We start from the raw sequence: 16,159 nt of genomic DNA, 5'->3' as shown, positions 1-16,159 counted from the left end.
CCAGCGGCGAGTGCTACCGGCCGCCAGCCTTGGCGGCCTGAACACTCAAACCATTTTCCAGGAGGCTCACCACAGGCAACGCGAAGCGCATGACGCGGCAGGGACCAATGGTCAGACCTGCGCCGGAGAATTCCGAGTAGCCCGATGGCGAGGATTTACGCCTCTCATCCGACAGAGAACCCGGCGCGCGCGAAGTCACCCTGCGGGCCCGAGAGCAAGTCAGCACGCTCTCACCAGAGGCCGGATATACGGATGCAACCTTGCTTCCCCTACCACCGCGCCAGCGCTTGCACTTTGGGAGGAGTCCATATACGGGCTACTGTCTGGCGCGCTTACCAGCCTACTCAGTCGCGGAAGCGCCGTGTCAGATCCTCGTAAGCATCGATGCGCCGATCCCGCAGGAACGGCCACCAGCGGCGCACGTTCTCGCTGCGTTCCAGGTCCACGTCGACCATCAGCACTGCGTTTTTGTCGGTGCCGGCCTGGGCCAGGAATTCACCCTGCGGGCCGGCGACGAAGCTGCTGCCCCAGAACTGCGAGCCCTCGGTCTGGCCGGTGGGATCGGGCTCGAAGCCGGTGCGGTTGGCGACCAGCACCGGCAGGCCGTTGGCGACGGCGTGGGAACGCTGGATGGTGATCCAGGCGTCGCGCTGGCGCGCCTGCTCCGCCTTGTCGTCGGCGGGGTTCCAGCCGATGGCGGTGGGGTAGAGCAGCAGTTCCGCCCCGGCCAGCGCCATCAGGCGCGCGGCTTCCGGATACCACTGGTCCCAGCACACCAGCAGGCCGAGCCTGCCGACGCTGGTCTGGATCGGGGTGAAGCCGAGATCGCCCGGGGTGAAGTAGAACTTCTCGTAGTAGCCCGGATCGTCCGGGATGTGCATCTTGCGGTACTTGCCGGCGAGCGTGCCGTCGCGTTCCAGCACCACCGCGGTGTTGTGGTACAGCCCCGGCGCGCGCTTCTCGAACAGCGAGCCGACGATGACGATGTCCAGTTCCCTGGCCAGCTTGCCCAGGTATTCGGTGGACGGGCCGGGAATCGGCTCGGCCAGGTCGAACAGGCTGGTGGACTCGTGCTGGCAGAAATACAGGCCGGTATGCAGCTCCTGCAACATGACCAGTTGCGCGCCCTCGGCCGCCGCCTTGCGGATGCCGGCGGCGGATTCGGCGAGGTTCTTCTCGCGGTCGCTGGTGCAGCTTTGCTGGACCAGTCCGGCGCGCAGGATGCGGCTCAAGCCCCGGCCTCCTGGGTCAGGTCCGGCTGGCGCTGGCGGCTGATCCAGGACAGGGCGGCGCCGGTGGCCGCGCCCCCAGCCGCGCCGATGGCGACGAACAGCAGCAGCTTGCCGGCCACGGCGCCGATCAGCACGCCCTTGGCCGCGCCGGTGGCGGCGCCGATCAGGGCCGCCTTGCGCGGGCTGGCGAGGGTGTCGGTGATCAGGTCCATGGCGCGTTCCTCAAGGTGCGGTGGGAATCTGCATCGTCACGCAATGCAGGCTTCCATACTGGTGGATGAGGGCCTTGCATTCAATAGGCACCACCTCGCGCCCCGGGAAACAGGGGCGCAGGCGTTCCAGCGCGATCGGGTCGTTCCTGGCATCGCCGTAGACCGGCACCAGCACGGCGCCGTTGATGATGAGGAAGTTGGCGTAGCCTGCCGGCAGGCGGCGGCCGTCGTCCGGATCGTACATCGCCGCCGGCAGCGGCAACGCCACCAGCTTGTAGGGCTTGCCCTCGGCGGTGCGCAGCGCCTTCAGCTCTTCCGCCATCGCCGCCAGGTCCGCGTAATGCGGATCGTCGCGGTCTTCGCAGCCCTGGTAGGCGATGGTCTCGGCATCGCAGAAGCGGGCGATGGTGTCGATGTGGCCGTCGGTGTCGTCGCCGAGCAGGTCGCCGTGCTTCAGCCACAGGATGCGGCTCACGCCGAACTGGTCCTTCAGCACCTGCTCGATGCCGGCCTTGTCCAGCTGCGGATTGCGTGTCGGCGCCAGCAGGCAGCGTTCGGTGGTGAGCAGGGTGCCCTTGCCGTCGACCTCGATGGCGCCACCTTCCAGCACGAAGTCCACCGTCGCCACCGGCGCGCTCCAGGCGTTCACCGCCAGCAGCCGCCCGGTGAGGGCGTTGTCGCGCTCGGCCGGGAACTTGCCGCCCCAGCCGTTGAAGGTGAAATCCAGGTGCAGCAGCTTGCCGTCGCGCACGACCGTGATCGGACCGTGGTCGCGTGCCCAGACGTCGTCGTTGGGCATGGCGTAGACGTGCAGGCGCTCGTTCGGCACTCCGGCCGCCACCAGGCGGGCGGCGAGGCCGGGCGCGTCCTGGGCGACGTTGACGTGCAGGTTTTCGTGGCGGGCGATGGCCACGGCGATGGCGATGAAATTCCGTTCCACCGCTTCGAAATGGCGCGCGAAGTCCCCGTCCCGGCGCGGCCAGGTCAGCATGACGGAGGACTGTGGCGCCCACTCGGGCGGCAGGAATGAGGACGACATGAGATTGATTCCCTTGAGGGAGAAACAGGAGTGTGCTGCCGCGAGTTTGCGGCGCGATGACGCCAGGGCCTGTCGACAGGCCCTGCTGGATTACTTGCCGGAGGCTTGCTGCAGCTGCTCGGCGTGATACACCTGCGGCGGCTGGCCCGGAACCACCGCATCCACCACATGCGCATGCTCGAAGAACACCGAGAAACCGGGGTAATCCCAGCGCGTGATCGGGGGATGCTTCGGCGCGTCGCCGCCCACCGGGGCATGCTTGCGCTGCGGTTCGCCGTAATGCCGGGCTACTTCAGCCATGGTCTGGCCTTTCACCGGCAGGCTGGCGGGCACGGCGGCCCCATTATTTGCCTGGGGTGCGGCCGCGGGCATCACGATGTCATCGGCCTGGGCCGTGAAACCCAGTGCCAGGATGCAGCTGAAGAACAGGGCTGGCTTGAGCAAAGTCGTTGATTCCGCAGGCAGTTGGCTGAAATATAGCATCCGTTTCGACGGCTTGCAGCAACTCGTCACAAACTCGCACCGCATCCGCGGGGCGGGGAGTAGAGTACTTACCGCAGCACACCCCGGAATCTGCCGTCGCCTGGACGGTCGGACATAAAGGCCGAACGCGTGAGGCTGGTGCGGTTCCGGGGCTTGCAGGAGGATGGTCGTGTGCAGCGGGCAGGGCCCCCCGGCCCCGCAAGATGCCATGCGAGCAAACCAGTAACACCACATTACATCAGGCCATTACGGCCTCGGAGAGACTTTATGAAAGTAGCGACCAAGATGAGCGGCATTGCCCTGGCTACCGCGGCTGCGGCCATGTTCCTGGCGGCCCCGATGGCGATGGCCGACGGCGCGGCCAGCACCGGCAAGTGCGTCGGCGGCAACTCCTGCAAGGGCCAGAGCGCCTGCAAGAGTGCGAAGAATTCCTGCAAGGGCCAGAACTCCTGCAAGGGCCAGGGCTTCACCGAAGCCACCAAGGAAGACTGCGCCAAGGCCGGCGGCAAGATGGAAGCGAAGTAATCGCAGCCGGAACCGGCCGCCCGCAAGGGCGGCCGGTTTTCTTTTTTCCGAACGCAGAGTTTTCCCATGAATTCCCCCGATCGTGCCGCCTTGCCCAACCTTGGGTTCGGCCTGGGCTTGCGCACCGATCATTACGAGGCGATCCTGCAGGAATCGCCGCGGGTCGACTGGTTCGAGGCGATCAGCGAAAACTACATGGTCGGCGGCGGCAAACCGCTGCGCTGGCTGGAACGCATCCGCGAACGCTACCCGGTGGTGCTGCACGGCGTGTCCCTGTCGATCGGCAGCACCGCGCCGCTGGACCGCGCCCACCTGATCCAGCTCAAGGCCCTGGCCGAGCGCATCCAGCCGGCGTGGATATCCGATCACCTGTGCTGGACCGGCATCGCCGGCCGCAACCTGCATGACCTGATGCCGCTGCCGCACACCGAGGAAGCGGTGCATCACATCGCCGCCCGCGTGCGCGAAGTGCAGGACTTCCTCGGCCGCCGCATCCTGCTGGAGAACGTTTCGAGCTATGTCGATTTCGCCCATTCCACCCTGCCCGAATGGGAATTCCTCAAGTCCGTGGCGGAGGAAGCAGACTGCCTGATCCTGCTCGACGTCAACAACATCTACGTCAACAGCCGGAACCACGGCTTCGATCCGCTGACCTACCTGCGCGCGGTGCCGGCGCGGCGCGTGCAGCAGATCCATCTGGCGGGCCACAGCCGCAACGGCGAGCTGCTGATCGACACCCACGACCATCCCGTGCCCGAGCCGGTCTGGGCGCTTTATGCCGAAGCGGTGCGCCGTTTCGGCATGGTCGCCACCATGGTCGAGCGCGATGACGACATCCCGCCGCTGAAGGAACTGGTGGCGGAGCTGGACCGCGCCCGCGCCATCGCCGCCGACAGCCTGGTTGCCGCGGCATGAATGCGCCGCTGAAATCTCCGACGTTGGCGGACCTGCAAGGGCAATTCCAGTCCTACGTGCTGGACGCGCAGCCCGGCATCGAAGCAGCGGTGATCGGCAACGACAAGGGCGATGCGCGCACCCGTCTCAACGTATACGCCGACGCCTACCGCCTGCGCCTGCTCGAAGTGCTCGGCAACGACTACGAGGTGCTGCGCCTGTTCCTGGGGGCCGACAAGTTCGAACGCCTGGGCCGCGCCTATATCGAAGTCCATCCCTCGGATACCGCTTCGGTGCGCTGGTTCGGCCGCCACCTGCCCGAGTTCCTGAACACCGCAACGGCTTATGCCGCCCGCCCGGTGCTGGGCGAACTGGCTTTGTTCGAGTGGAAGAAAGCCGAGGTGTTCGATTCTCCGGATGCGGAACCCGTGGCGCTGGAGGCGATCGCCGCCGTGCCGCCCGCGTCCTGGTCGGACATGCGCCTGCTGCCGCATCCCACGCTGCGCCGGCTGAACCTGCGCTGGAACGTGCCGGCGATCTGCCTCGCCGGTGAAGCGCGGCAAAAGCTGCCGAAGGCGCGGGCCAAGGCACGGGCTGTGCCCTGGCTGATGTGGCGCGACGAAGAACTGAATATCCGCTGGCGTCCGCTCGGTGCCGATGAAGCCGCCGCCATCGACGCGCTGTGTACCGGCCGCAGCTTCGGCGAACTGTGCGAGCTGCTGTGTGAGTGGGTCGAACCGGAGCAGGCAGCCATGCACGCGGCCGGCCTGCTCAAGCGTTGGGTGGTTGACCGCCTGATCGCGGACCTCGAACTGCCCCGCTGACTCCGCGGGTACTCAGGCCTTGCGCGGCGCCGGTTTTTTCTTCGGCGGCGGCTCCAGCCAGCCCCGGCGCACCATCCACCAATACAGCACCTCGTTGGTGAACCAGACCACGATCAGCGCACCCAGCACGTCGCTGAAGAAGTGTCCGCCCTGGGCGATGCGGGCCAGGCCGATCAGGGTGCCGGCGGTGATCCCGGCCATGCGCCAGGCCAGGCGGCGTTTCGGCCAGATCCAGGCGCCGGTGATGAGGAAGAAGCCGGCGGCGGCGTGACCGCTGACGAATGAGCAGTTGTGCGCGCATTGCCGGCTCGGCCACAGCGCCGGGACGAAGGTGGCCTTGCCGCCGAACTCGGCGACCTGCTCCGGCCGCGGCCGGCCCCAGTGATCCTTGAGCAGGGTGTTGGCGATCAGGCCGGGGCCGATGACCAGGGCCAGCAGGGCGAATGCCGTTGCATTGCGGATGCGGCGGGCTTGCGGCGGCTTGGCCAGGGTGACCCAGGCCAGGGTGCCGAGCAGCCCCGCGGCGAGGACGCGCATCAGCCAGGGCGTGCCCAGATACAGCAGCTGCACCAGCCAGTTGTGATCGAGGAAGAAGCCCGTGCCCGGACGGTAGAACAGGCGGCTCAGCGGCAGGTCGACCGCCGGCGTCAGGTCCAGCGCGATCACGGCGATCAGCAATGCCGGCAGCGCCTTGAGGAACAGGCTCCAGGTCTGCGACAACAGGGATACGCTGGGTTGTGCTTGGGCGCTCATTTATTCCGCCTTCGAATATCCCTTGAAATCCTGCAGGTACCAGACCCTGTAGTCCAATGCGAAATCGCGGTGCACGGTGACGTGCAGCGGCGGCAACGGCTCCGCCGAGCCGAAGCTGCGCAAGACGTCCGGCGGCAGCCTATCCGCTTCGGTAATGTAAAGGAAGTTGCGGCCGAGCTTGTCGGCCATGGTGGTGCTGAGGGCGTAGTGGCTGTCCATCACCTGCCGCGGATTCCACAGCACCGCGTCGAGCGGATGCGGGTTCACGTAATACATCAACTCGGCCAGCACGTCGCGCGAATCGCCCAGGTACAGCGCGTCGGGAAACTGCGAGTGCAACAGTTGCGCCTGGCGGCCGAGCTGGGCCCAGCCGCGTACCCGCTTGTAAGGGTCGGGCAGGGTGATGAAATCGCCGCAGATCTCGAACTTGCGCCAGGCGCGCAGGCACTGCCCGATGTTGCTGTGGTCCACCAGTTCGATCACGAAATAGCGGGTCCAGGCGTCGAAGTGGTAGGCGATCGGCATCAGCAGCAGGTTCAGCGCCAAGCCCGTCGCCAGCAGGGTGGTGTGGCCGCGCTGCAGCAGCAGCCCCACCAGGAAGATGGTGGCCGTGGCGTAGGCCATCGCGCCCCAGTTGGCGTTGGCCCGTCCGGCCAGAGCCTGCAGGCAGATCAGGCCGAGGAAGGGCAGGGCGAAGCAGGCGAGGAAGCGGTAGCGTTCGTCGGTGTACCAGCGCCGTGGTCGCCACAGGGTCAGCGCCAGCCAGGCTGCGAAGAACACCGGCCCCATCACGCCGAACTGACCGCCGAGAAAATCAGTGAGGTGGTTCCAGTGCAGGCCGGCATCGCCGTTGAGGTGCGAGATGTCCTCGGTGTGGCGCAGCGTCGGCCAGCCGTGTTGCGCGTTCCACCACAGGTTGGGCGCGAACACCAGCAGCGCCAGCGCCATTGCGGCATAGAGGCCGGGATTGCGGAAATGACGGCGCAGCGACGGCGTCAGCGCCAGGTGCAGCAGCACCGACAGGGCGAAGATCACCATGGTGTACTTGGTCAGCAGGCCCAGACCGGCCGCCGCGCCGGCCAGCAGCCACCAGCCCCAGCGGATGTCTTTCCGCGTGCCCGATGCAGCCGCCGGTTCCTCGACGGCGCGCAGGTAGGCATACAGCGCCAGGGTCCAGAACAGGAAGAACGGCACGTCGGTGGAGATGATCAGGGAGGACAGCGACACGCCCGGCAGCAGCAGGAAGGCCACTGCGCTCCAGAAGGCTACCTGGCCGCTGAACAAGCGCCGCGCGATGGCCCAGATCAGCAGGGTTACCAGGGGGTAGAGCAGCAGGGCGCCGCTCTTGACGCAGAAGGGCCCGTCGCCGCAGGCCGAGGTGGTCAGGGCGATCAGGGCTGCGATCACCGGCGGCTTGGAGTAGTAGCCCCAGTCCAGCTTCTGTGCCCAGGTCCAGTACTGGGCCTCGTCGACGTACAGGTCCAGGCCGTCGAAATACAGGCCGAACCCCCGGTAGACCGTGACCAGCATCAGCAGCGCCAGCAATACCCAGAAGCCGTACTTTTCGGCCCACCCGGTGGGCTTGCTGGACGGGTTGGCGGCGTTGGCTGGGGTCAAGGGCGTTATCAGAGGTTGGATTGGGAGCTTGGATCGGGTTGTTCGGGGAGCATTGTACCCGTGCCCTGTGGTCTAATGATGGGATCACCTTATTACCACTATGCGAATTCCCTACGAGCTGCTGACCGGCCTGCGCTATACGCGCGCCAAGCGCCGCAACCATTTCATCTCGTTCATTTCCGCCACCTCGATGATCTGTATCGCCCTGGGCGTGGCGACACTGATCGTGGTGCTGTCGGTGATGAACGGCTTCGAGAGCGAGATGCGCAACCGCATCCTCGGCATGGCCTCGCACGCCACCATTTTCCGGCCGGGCCCCGGCCTGGACAACTGGCAGGAACTGGCCAAGCTCGCCGTGCAGAATCCCAAGGTCGAGGCCACCGCCCCCTACGTCGAGGGCGAAGCCATGCTGCGCGAGGGCGGCGACCTGTCCGGCACCCTGCTGCGCGGCATCGACCCGACGGCCGAACAGACCGTCTCCGAGATCGGCCAGCACATGAAGGCCGGCAAGCTGGAAGACCTCAAGCCGGGCGAATTCGACATCGTCCTCGGCGTCGAGCTGGCCGAGCAGCTCGGTGTGGACGTCGGCGACAAGATCGACCTGATGATCCCGCTCGCCAGCGTCACCCCGGCGGGCATCCTGCCGCGCTTCCGCCGCTTCAACGTGGTCGGCATCTTTCAGGTCGGCATGTACGAGTTCGACCGCGGCCTGGTGCTGATCAACATCCAGGACGCCGCCGCGCTGTACCGCATGGGCGACCGCGTCACCGGCGTGCGCCTCAAGCTGCATGACCTGTTCGAAGCGCCCACGGTGGCGCGCGAGATCGCGCAGCAGTTGCCGCAGCTGGTCTACATCAGCGACTGGACCCGTCAGCACGCCAACTTCTTCCGTGCCGTCGCCACCGAGAAGACGGTGATGTTCCTGATCCTGTCGATGCTGGTCGGCATCGCCGCCTTCAACATCGTCTCCACCCTGGTGATGGTGGTGCAGGAGAAGCAGGCCGACATCGCCATCCTGCGCACCCTCGGCGCCACGCCGCGCTCGATCATGGTCATCTTCATGATGCAGGGCTCGATCATCGGCATCGTCGGCACCGTGCTCGGCGTCGCCCTGGGCGTGACCCTGGCGCTCAACGTCAAGACCCTGGTGCCGCTGCTGCAGGCCGCCACCGGCCACCAGTTCCTCGACCCGAGCATCTACTACATCAGCGACCTGCCGTCGCAGCTGACCGCGCCCGACGTGATCCGCATCAGTCTGCTGTCGCTGGCCCTGGGCCTGCTGTCCACCCTTTATCCCGCCTTGCGTGCCTCGCGCGTGCAGCCGGCGGAGGCGCTGCGCTATGAGTAATCCTCCCGCCGATTCCGTCATCGCCTGCCGGGGCTTGGGCAAGACCTTCGATGACGGCCGCCTGCATATGCAGGTGTTCGACAGCATCGACTTCACCCTGGCGCGCGGCGAGCGTGTCGCCGTGGTCGGCGCTTCCGGGGCCGGCAAGAGCACTTTCCTGCACCTGCTCGGCGGCCTCGATACGCCAACCGCGGGCGAGGTGTGGGTCTCGGGCCAGAAGATGAACAGCCTGTCCGACTCCGCGCGCGGCAAGCTGCGCAACCAGGCGCTTGGCTTCGTCTATCAGTTCCACCACCTGCTGCCGGAATTCTCCGCACTGGAAAATGTGGCGATGCCGCTGCTGATCCGGCGCATGCCCCGCGAACAGGCCTTCGAGACCGCATCGGCCCTGCTCAAGCGGGTCGGGTTGGCCGAACGGCTGGAGCATAAGCCGGGCGAACTCTCCGGTGGCGAGCGCCAGCGCGCCGCCGTGGCCCGCGCCCTGGTGACGCGCCCCGCCTGCGTGCTGGCCGACGAGCCCACCGGCAACCTCGATACGCGCACCGCTGCCACCGTGTTCGACCTGATGCTGGAAATGAACCGCGAACTCGGCACCAGCCTGGTCGTCGTTACCCATGACCTGCGGCTGGCGGCGCGGATGGATCGCATCTGGCAACTCGAAGGCGGCAAGCTGCTTCCCTACAACGATGTGGCAACGGATGTTGCTGCGGGTGGGGCGGCCGCCTGAAGCGGCTGTAAGCGCAGCAGGCGCGGCGCCGCCGCGTGATCCGCTATTGCCCGCCGTTGCCCTGTTCACCGCCGGTGCGCTGGCGGTGCTGGCGCTGCCTTCCCTGCCTTCACTGCCCTGGCTTGTCGGGCTATGCCTGCCCGCGCTGCTGCCGTGGCGCTGGCGTCGCTACTACGCACTGGTATTGCTCGGCATCTTGCTGAGCACCTGGCGCGCGCAGGGCTCACTCGACGGCCGTTGGCCCCTGGCCGACAGCGATCATGAGGTCGTGGTCGAAGGCCGCATCGCCTCCCTGCCGGAGCGGCGCCTCTCCGCCGGCATGAAGGAGGACAGCGCCGAGGATGCCGAAGGGCAATCCGAGGAGCGCGCGCTCAAGCACGACTGGCGCTTCCTGTTCAGCCCTCTCGATCGCGGCGCACTGCCGCCGCTGATTCGTGTCTCCTGGTATCGCGGCGAGCAGATTCTTCGCGGCGGCGATTGCTGGCGTCTCAAGCTGCGTCTGCGCGCACCGCACGGCCTGCTCAATCCTTCCGGCTACGACTACGAACAATGGTTGTTCGAGCAGGGCATCGGCGCCACCGCCACGGTGCGCGACAGCAGTTCCTGCCAGGAACAGTCCGGTTATTGGCTGCTGCGCGCTCGCCAGCAGGTAGTCGATCGCCTGGAGCAATGGTTGCCCGGCAATCCCGCACTGGGCTTGGTGGCTGGACTGGCTGTTGGCGACCGCTCGCTGCTGCAGGAAAAGGATTGGGATACCTTCAGAATTACCGGAACGAGTCACCTGATGGCGATTGCCGGTTTGCACATCGGCATGGTGGTGGCCGCGGTGTTCTTCGTCCTGCGCTGGCTGTGGTCCGCCTTCCCCGCGTTATGCCTGCGTTTGCCGGCGCAGAAGGCGGCGATGCTGGGCGCGGTGCTGGCGGCCATCGTCTACGCGCTGATGTCGGGCTTCGAGCCGCCTGCGCAGCGCGCCCTGCTGATGCTGCTATTCGGCTTCGCCGCCCTGTGGCTGGATCGTCCCTCGCTGGTGCCACGCGCCCTGGCCATGGCCTGGCTGCTGATCGTCGCCGCCAGTCCGCTCGCCTTGCTCAGTCCTGGGTTGTGGTTGTCGTTTACTGCGGTGGCCGCGATTTTCTACGTCATCTCCGGCCGTCTCGGGCCGCATCGCCGCTGGCGCGAGCTGCTGGTGCTGCAACTCACCCTGAGCCTGGTGCTGCTGCCGCTGACGTTCTTCTTCTTCCAGGGCGGCGGCTGGGTCGGCCCGCTGGCCAACCTCGTCGTGGTGCCGGTGTTCACCCTGCTGCTGCCGGCCCTGCTGGTGTCGCTGGGACTGGCCTGGGCCTGCCCGGCGCTTGGCTTGCCGCTGCTGACCTGGGTGGCGCAAGGCATCTACTGGGTGCGCGAGGCCCTGGGCTGGGCAGCCACCCACGCTCCGCAGGCTTGGGTGGCTGCCAGCCCGCCGCCCGCGCTCCTGCTGCTGGCGATGCTCGGCATGGTGTTGCTGCTGGCCCCGCGCGGACTGCCGCTACGCGGTTTCGCCATGCTGTGTTTCCTGCCCCTGTTCCTGCCGCTGGACCGCGCCCCGCGCGAGGGTTTCCAGCTCACCGCACTCGACGTCGGGCAGGGGCTCTCGGTGGTCGTGCGCACCGCCCACCACACCCTCCTATTCGACGCCGGTCCGGCCTTCGAAGACCTCTCCGACGCCGGCCGCTCGGTTGTCGTGCCCTACCTGCTGGGCGAGGGCGTACACGAGCTCGACCTGATGATCATCTCCCACGCCGATCTCGACCATCGCGGCGGCGCACCCGCGGTGCGGCGCCTGCTGGAAGTGGACCGCGAGATCGGCGCGCTCTCGACCACGCCCTGCCGCGTTGGGCAGAACTGGGCCTGGGACGGCGTCGCCTTCGAAATCCTGAGCCCGCCCGCCGATGCACCGCCGGAAGCCAATTCCGCCTTGCCCGCGCATACCAGGGAAGGCCGCTGGTGGCGCAACAACGGCGGCTGTGTGCTGCGCGTCAGCGCCGGCGATCACGCGGCGTTGCTCCCCGCCGACATCGAAGCGCCGATGGAAAAGCGCTTGCTGGCGGATATGCCCGACAAGCTGCGCGCGGACATCCTGCTCGCCGGTCATCATGGGTCCAAGACATCTTCAACCCAGCCCTTCGTCGATGCCGTGCAGCCGCAACTGGTGATCTTCCCCGCCGGCTGGCACAACCGCTTCCATTTTCCGCGTGCCCCGGTGGTGGATCGTTATCTGGGCGAGGGTGCCGAGCTGCACATGACCGGCAACGGCGGCGCGGTCTCGGTGCTGGTCACTGCGGCGGGAGTCGGAGAAGTGGGCGACTGGCGTGCCGACCACCCACGCCTGTGGCGTGAGCCGGCCGAACCGGTACCGCTGGATCTGGAGTGAACGCAGCAACAGCGCTGCTCGGCAGCGCCGACGAAAGACAGGGCCGGGGAGGGTTTACAGCTTGGTCGGATTCGGCGCGTCGCCGTAGACCTGCTTGGGATCGAACACCTTTTCGCTTTCCTCGAATTTCAGCACGCGGCTGAAATCTCCGGGACCCACCGGTACCGAACGGTAGAAGCAGGAGCGGTAGCCGACATGGCAGCTGGCATCGCCGGGAATCTCCACCCGCAGCCATACCGCGTCCTGGTCGTCGTCGATGCGCAGCTCCACCACTTTCTGCACCAGGCCGCTGGTGGCGCCCTTGTGCCACAGCACCTGCCGCGAGCGGGAGAAGTAATGCGCCTCGCCGGTGGCGATGGTGCGCCGCAGGGCTTCCTGGTTCATGTAACCCAGCATCAGCACCTCGCCGCTGCCGGCGGCGGTGGTGACGCAGGCGATGAGGCCGTGTTCGTCGAACTTCGGCGCCAGCTCGGTGCCTTCCTCGACCTGTTCGATCGAGACGCGGGCGGAGAAGGGAACGCTGGTTTCGGCCTGGTTGCTCATGGCGGGCGGGGGTATTGCGGGGGCGTCTTTATAGCATAAAGGGGGTGGTTTCCGGCATGGCCCGGCCTGCCATCCCCTTTGGAGAATCCCCGGAAAAGGCTGGTTAGCGCGAGCGGGAATGGCTGAAAGAATGGCTCGGCATGGGGTGATGCCCGCCCGGGCCGCCAAAATGCCCCGGCGGGTGGTAAGCCGGGCCGCCGTGCCAGGGCGGATGCGGCCAGCCCGGCCCCGGATACCCGTAGTGGCCACCATGGTGGTAACCGCCGTGGTAATAGCCCGGATAACCGTAGTAGCCGCCGTAATAAACGCCATAGAAGCCGCCGCAGAAGGGGCTGCAAACCCCGTCATACGGATAACCGTTCCAGACCAGCGAGTCGTAATACGGCCCCCAGAACGGGTCGTAGTAGATGTAGCCCGGGTAGCCGATGACGCGGTCTTCAGGTGTCGGTGCCTGCGTGGCGCAACCCGCCGCCAGCAGGCACAGGGCCGACGCCATCAGGGTGTGCAATCGCATGCCGCGCTTCATGATCCTCATCCTGCCGCTGTTGCCCGCCGTCCGGCAAATGCCCGGAACGAAAAATACGGGGCGGCCGTCAAGCCTTGGACAAGTCCGGAGCCTGCGCGTTCGCCACGGCGCCCTTCATCACGCCCTCGTAGGCCCGCACTTCGATGGCGCGTCCCGGGTGCTGCGCGGCGCTGCGCGCCGCCAGGTGTTCGGCGATGCGCTCAACCGTCGTATCCGTGTCGAGCAGGTCGCAGCGGCTCTCCGGCAGTTCCAGCTCGAACAGGCCCTCGGGCGCGGTGTAGGTGAAGCGCAGCCGGCCGTTCTGCCGCCGCACCAGGTCCTCGCGCGTGCCCAGGTAGATGTCGCGCCAGCGCCGCGCCCACTGCGCTTCCAGGGCCGCTTCGCGCCGCCCGTCGAGATGGATCTCCAGGCGCGAACGGTGGCCGTGGGCGATGCGCTGGCAGTGGCCGGCATGCTTCTTCAGGCCGTGCGTGTAGTGGTAATAGTCCCCGTCGATGCGCTCATGGCGCAGCCGCAGACGCACCTGCGCCACATTGGCAGGCACTTCCTGCGCCAGGATCGGCTGCAGATGCGCCGCCAGGGCCTCGCCGCTGACCGCTTCGGCATCGAGCAGGGTCAGGGCCTGAGGCGGCGCATGGTGCTCGATCGGACCGGCGACCGGCCCCTGGAATTCCAGGCTGGTGCGCACACTGCCGCGGTGCAGCTTCAGGCCCGGGTGGCGTGCCGGCACGATCATGGTGTGGTCGGCGCTGCCGTCCAGCGCGCGCTTCAGGCGCTTCTTCACCTCGCCGAAATCCAGCACCATCGACTGGTCGTCCAGATCGCCGTCCAGCTCGATGTCGACGATCCAGCTTTCGCCCACCAGCCCGCGCTGCGCGTCCAGATAGGCGCAGTCGATCACGGTCAGCTGTTCGACGAAAAGGCGGGTCATGTCATCATGTTGCGGAGAAATCGGGAGACAGCGATGCGCTACAGCAGGGCGATTCATTCAACGGCGGGCATTTTAGCAGCCGCGGTGTTCCTGGCCGGCCCGACCCGCGCCGACGTGCTCAATGCCGACGCCACCGGCTTCCAGGTCAAGACCACCCTGACCGTGGCGGCGCCGCCGGCCAAGGTCTACGCCGCCTTCTCCAAGGTGGGCAAGTGGTGGAATCCCGAGCACACCTGGTCCGGTAATTCGGCCAACCTGAGCCTGTCCACCAAGCCCGGCGGCTGTTTCTGCGAGAAGCTGGAAAACGGCGGCGGTGCGCAGCACATGGTGGTGGTCTACGCCGCGCCGGGCAAGGAATTGCGCCTGAACGGCGCTCTCGGCCCGCTGCAGACCGAGGCCGCCATCGGCAACCTGGCCCTGACCCTCAACCCCAAGGACGACGGCACCGAGCTGACCTGGGTCTACAGCGTCAGCGGTTACACCAAGGGCGGCTGGACCGCCTGGGCGCCGGACGTGGACGCGGTGCTGAACGAGCAGTTCAGCCGCCTCAAGGGCTACGTCGAGACCGGCAAGGCGCAATAAGCGGGCTGCTACACGGGGCGTAAGCCCTCGATGGGTTAAAATCGGCGCCTTTCCGCGGCTGTGCCCCAATCCTCGCCCATGTCAGTATCGCCCTCGGTTGTCACGCGCTTCGCCCCCAGTCCCACCGGCTATCTGCACATCGGTGGTGCGCGCACGGCGTTGTTCAGCTACCTGTATGCCAAGCGGCACGGGGGCAAGTACCTGCTGCGCATCGAGGACACCGACCTGGAGCGCTCCAGCGAGGACGCGGTGAAGGCCATTTTCGAGGGCCTGGACTGGCTCGGCCTGCCGTCCGACGTCGAGCCGGTATTCCAGACCCAGCGCTTCGACCGCTACAAGGAGGTGATCGAGCAGATGCTGGAAGCCGGCACCGCCTACCACTGCTATTGCTCCAAGGAAGAGCTCGACGCGATGCGCGCCGCGCAGATGGCCCGCAAGGAAAAGCCGCGCTACGACGGCCGCTGGCGCCCGGAGCCGGGCAAGATCCTGCCGGAGCGTCCGGAAGGCGTGCGGCCGGTGGTGCGCTTCCGCAATCCGCAGGAAGGCGAGGTGCTGGTCGACGACCTGATCAAGGGCCCGATCAGCTTCCAGAACACCGAGCTGGATGACCTGATCATCGCCCGCGGCGACGGCACGCCCACCTACAACTTCTGCGTGGTGGTGGACGACTGGGACATGGGCATCACCCACGTCATCCGCGGCGACGACCACGTCAACAACACCCCGCGCCAGATCAACATCCTCAAGGCCCTCGGCGCCGAGCCGCCGGCCTACGCGCACGTGCCGATGATCCTCGGCGCGGACGGGGTGAAATTATCCAAGCGCCACGGCGCGGTCGGCGTGATCGAGTACCGCGCCCTCGGCTTCCTGCCGGAGGCGCTGCTCAACTACCTGGTGCGCCTGGGCTGGAGCCACGGCGACCAGGAACTGTTCAGCCACGCCGAGATGCTGGAGATGTTCGACATCACCAAGGTGCAGAAGGCGCCGGCGCGCTTCGACATGGAAAAGGCCATCTGGGTCAATCACCAGTACCTGAAGACCGCCGACCCGCTGCACGTCGCGCCGGAATTCGACTGGCACCTGCGCCGCATCGGCGTCGATCCGGCCAAGGGCCCGGCGCTGGCCGTGGTGATCGAGCAGCAGCGCGAGCGCTGCAAGACCCTGGTGGAAATGGCCGAGAAGTCCAAATTCTTCTTCGCCGAACTCGAAGGCTACAACGAGAAGGACGCCGCCAAGCACCTGACGGCGGACGGCGCCGCGCTGCTGGACGAACTGCGCGCGCGGCTTGAAGCGCTGCCCGAGTGGACCGCGCTGGCGCTGCACGAAACCGTCAACGGCTTCGCCGAAGGCAAGGGCCTGGGCCTGGGCAAGGTGGCGCAGCCGATCCGCGTCGCCATTGCCGGCATGGCCATCTCTCCGCCGATCGACCAGACCCTGCTCCTGCTGGGACGCGAGCGAACTCTTGCGCGGCTGGCAGCCGCCGTGAGCTACGTCCGCAATAAATCCTGAATAA

Annotated in this window: 17 protein-coding genes; 8 read left to right on the top strand and 9 right to left on the bottom strand. The window is 66.9% G+C overall.

Features of this window, described 5'->3' with window-relative positions; all coding sequences use genetic code 11:
• Positions 1-344 precede the first annotated feature (344 nt).
• The 4 genes from BP26_RS0109885 to BP26_RS0109870 all read right to left on the bottom strand — a co-directional run bounded on the left by BP26_RS0109885 (position 345) and on the right by BP26_RS0109870 (position 2,927).
• Entirely contained in the window at positions 345-1,208 is an 864-nt protein-coding gene (locus BP26_RS0109885) for a carbon-nitrogen hydrolase (protein WP_436233350.1), read from the bottom strand.
• Between the two features lie 20 nt (positions 1,209-1,228).
• Positions 1,229-1,444 (bottom strand): hypothetical protein, encoded by a 216-nt coding sequence (locus tag BP26_RS0109880; RefSeq protein ID WP_029920418.1) that lies wholly within the window; start codon positions 1,442-1,444, stop codon positions 1,229-1,231.
• Between the two features lie 10 nt (positions 1,445-1,454).
• Positions 1,455-2,483, bottom strand: a complete 1,029-nt coding sequence (locus tag BP26_RS0109875; protein ID WP_029920417.1) for an agmatine deiminase family protein — start codon at positions 2,481-2,483, stop codon at positions 1,455-1,457.
• Between the two features lie 90 nt (positions 2,484-2,573).
• Positions 2,574-2,927, bottom strand: a complete 354-nt coding sequence (locus tag BP26_RS0109870; protein ID WP_051748790.1) for a hypothetical protein — start codon at positions 2,925-2,927, stop codon at positions 2,574-2,576.
• Positions 2,928-3,233: 306 nt separating this feature from the next.
• On the opposite strand from BP26_RS0109870, the gene bufA2 reads away from it, so the two are divergent.
• The 3 genes from bufA2 to BP26_RS0109855 all read left to right on the top strand — a co-directional run bounded on the left by bufA2 (position 3,234) and on the right by BP26_RS0109855 (position 5,209).
• On the top strand, positions 3,234-3,491 hold the full coding sequence (bufA2, locus tag BP26_RS0109865; protein ID WP_029920415.1) for a BufA2 family periplasmic bufferin-type metallophore: 258 nt from the start codon (positions 3,234-3,236) through the stop codon (positions 3,489-3,491).
• 66 nt (positions 3,492-3,557) lie between these two features.
• A complete protein-coding gene (gene bufB, locus BP26_RS0109860; RefSeq protein WP_029920414.1) occupies positions 3,558-4,406 on the top strand; it encodes an MNIO family bufferin maturase in 849 nt (282 codons plus the stop codon).
• A complete protein-coding gene (locus tag BP26_RS0109855) occupies positions 4,403-5,209 on the top strand; it encodes an HvfC/BufC N-terminal domain-containing protein (RefSeq protein WP_029920413.1) in 807 nt (268 codons plus the stop codon). The genes bufB and BP26_RS0109855 overlap by 4 nt, the downstream gene beginning before the upstream one ends.
• A 12-nt stretch (positions 5,210-5,221) precedes the next feature.
• Here the strand turns inward: BP26_RS0109855 and BP26_RS0109850 are convergent, their stop codons facing one another.
• Both BP26_RS0109850 and BP26_RS26575 read right to left on the bottom strand, forming a co-directional pair.
• Positions 5,222-5,962 (bottom strand): phosphatase PAP2 family protein, encoded by a 741-nt coding sequence (locus BP26_RS0109850; RefSeq protein WP_051748786.1) that lies wholly within the window; start codon positions 5,960-5,962, stop codon positions 5,222-5,224.
• Positions 5,963-7,579, bottom strand: a complete 1,617-nt coding sequence (locus tag BP26_RS26575; protein ID WP_051748783.1) for an ArnT family glycosyltransferase — start codon at positions 7,577-7,579, stop codon at positions 5,963-5,965.
• Between the two features lie 100 nt (positions 7,580-7,679).
• Between BP26_RS26575 and BP26_RS0109840 the strand changes: the two genes are divergently transcribed.
• From BP26_RS0109840 to BP26_RS0109830, 3 genes are read left to right on the top strand one after another with little or no spacing between them, the layout of a single operon-like run.
• Entirely contained in the window at positions 7,680-8,927 is a 1,248-nt protein-coding gene (locus BP26_RS0109840) for a lipoprotein-releasing ABC transporter permease subunit (protein WP_029920410.1), read from the top strand.
• A complete protein-coding gene (gene lolD, locus BP26_RS0109835) occupies positions 8,920-9,654 on the top strand; it encodes a lipoprotein-releasing ABC transporter ATP-binding protein LolD (RefSeq protein ID WP_029920409.1) in 735 nt (244 codons plus the stop codon). Before BP26_RS0109840 ends, lolD begins: the two co-directional genes overlap by 8 nt.
• A gap of 46 nt (positions 9,655-9,700) precedes the next feature.
• Entirely contained in the window at positions 9,701-12,064 is a 2,364-nt protein-coding gene (locus tag BP26_RS0109830; protein ID WP_029920408.1) for a DNA internalization-related competence protein ComEC/Rec2, read from the top strand.
• Positions 12,065-12,118: 54 nt separating this feature from the next.
• Here BP26_RS0109830 and hisI read toward each other — a convergent pair whose 3' ends face one another.
• The 3 genes from hisI to BP26_RS0109815 form a co-directional block, all read right to left on the bottom strand.
• Positions 12,119-12,607 (bottom strand): phosphoribosyl-AMP cyclohydrolase, encoded by a 489-nt coding sequence (hisI, locus tag BP26_RS0109825; protein ID WP_029920407.1) that lies wholly within the window; start codon positions 12,605-12,607, stop codon positions 12,119-12,121.
• Between the two features lie 103 nt (positions 12,608-12,710).
• Positions 12,711-13,133, bottom strand: coding sequence for a hypothetical protein (locus BP26_RS26570; protein ID WP_036516471.1), 423 nt, complete (start codon positions 13,131-13,133; stop codon positions 12,711-12,713).
• Positions 13,134-13,200: 67 nt separating this feature from the next.
• The gene (locus BP26_RS0109815) at positions 13,201-14,064 is read right to left on the bottom strand and encodes a 6-carboxytetrahydropterin synthase (protein WP_029920405.1); all 864 of its coding nucleotides are present in this window, start codon (positions 14,062-14,064) and stop codon (positions 13,201-13,203) included.
• A gap of 33 nt (positions 14,065-14,097) precedes the next feature.
• On the opposite strand from BP26_RS0109815, the gene BP26_RS0109810 reads away from it, so the two are divergent.
• Both BP26_RS0109810 and gltX read left to right on the top strand, forming a co-directional pair.
• Positions 14,098-14,646, top strand: a complete 549-nt coding sequence (locus BP26_RS0109810) for an SRPBCC family protein (protein WP_029920404.1) — start codon at positions 14,098-14,100, stop codon at positions 14,644-14,646.
• Positions 14,647-14,724: 78 nt separating this feature from the next.
• Positions 14,725-16,155 (top strand): glutamate--tRNA ligase, encoded by a 1,431-nt coding sequence (gene gltX, locus BP26_RS0109805; RefSeq protein WP_029920403.1) that lies wholly within the window; start codon positions 14,725-14,727, stop codon positions 16,153-16,155.
• Positions 16,156-16,159: the final 4 nt, after the last annotated feature.

The sequence above is a fragment of the Nevskia soli DSM 19509 genome, assembly GCF_000711955.1.
GTDB classification, from domain to species: domain Bacteria; phylum Pseudomonadota; class Gammaproteobacteria; order Nevskiales; family Nevskiaceae; genus Nevskia; species Nevskia soli.
Note: the sequence above shows the minus strand (reverse complement) of the source record. Positions and strands in the feature narration are given on the sequence as shown.

Excerpts from the sequence above, each read along its gene's own strand:
- BP26_RS0109880 (WP_029920418.1), bottom strand. The coding sequence starts at position 1,444 with ATGGACCTGATCACCGACACCCTCGCCAGCCCGCGCAAGGCGGCCCTG.
- bufA2 (WP_029920415.1), top strand. The coding sequence starts at position 3,234 with ATGAAAGTAGCGACCAAGATGAGCGGCATTGCCCTGGCTACCGCGGCT.
- BP26_RS0109855 (WP_029920413.1), top strand. The coding sequence starts at position 4,403 with ATGAATGCGCCGCTGAAATCTCCGACGTTGGCGGACCTGCAAGGGCAA.
- BP26_RS0109810 (WP_029920404.1), top strand. The coding sequence starts at position 14,098 with ATGCGCTACAGCAGGGCGATTCATTCAACGGCGGGCATTTTAGCAGCC.
- BP26_RS26570 (WP_036516471.1), bottom strand. The coding sequence starts at position 13,133 with ATGAAGCGCGGCATGCGATTGCACACCCTGATGGCGTCGGCCCTGTGC.
- hisI (WP_029920407.1), bottom strand. The coding sequence starts at position 12,607 with ATGAGCAACCAGGCCGAAACCAGCGTTCCCTTCTCCGCCCGCGTCTCG.
- gltX (WP_029920403.1), top strand. The coding sequence starts at position 14,725 with ATGTCAGTATCGCCCTCGGTTGTCACGCGCTTCGCCCCCAGTCCCACC.
- bufB (WP_029920414.1), top strand. The coding sequence starts at position 3,558 with ATGAATTCCCCCGATCGTGCCGCCTTGCCCAACCTTGGGTTCGGCCTG.
- BP26_RS0109875 (WP_029920417.1), bottom strand. The coding sequence starts at position 2,483 with ATGTCGTCCTCATTCCTGCCGCCCGAGTGGGCGCCACAGTCCTCCGTC.
- BP26_RS0109840 (WP_029920410.1), top strand. The coding sequence starts at position 7,680 with ATGCGAATTCCCTACGAGCTGCTGACCGGCCTGCGCTATACGCGCGCC.
- BP26_RS0109850 (WP_051748786.1), bottom strand. The coding sequence starts at position 5,962 with ATGAGCGCCCAAGCACAACCCAGCGTATCCCTGTTGTCGCAGACCTGG.
- lolD (WP_029920409.1), top strand. The coding sequence starts at position 8,920 with ATGAGTAATCCTCCCGCCGATTCCGTCATCGCCTGCCGGGGCTTGGGC.
- BP26_RS0109815 (WP_029920405.1), bottom strand. The coding sequence starts at position 14,064 with ATGACCCGCCTTTTCGTCGAACAGCTGACCGTGATCGACTGCGCCTAT.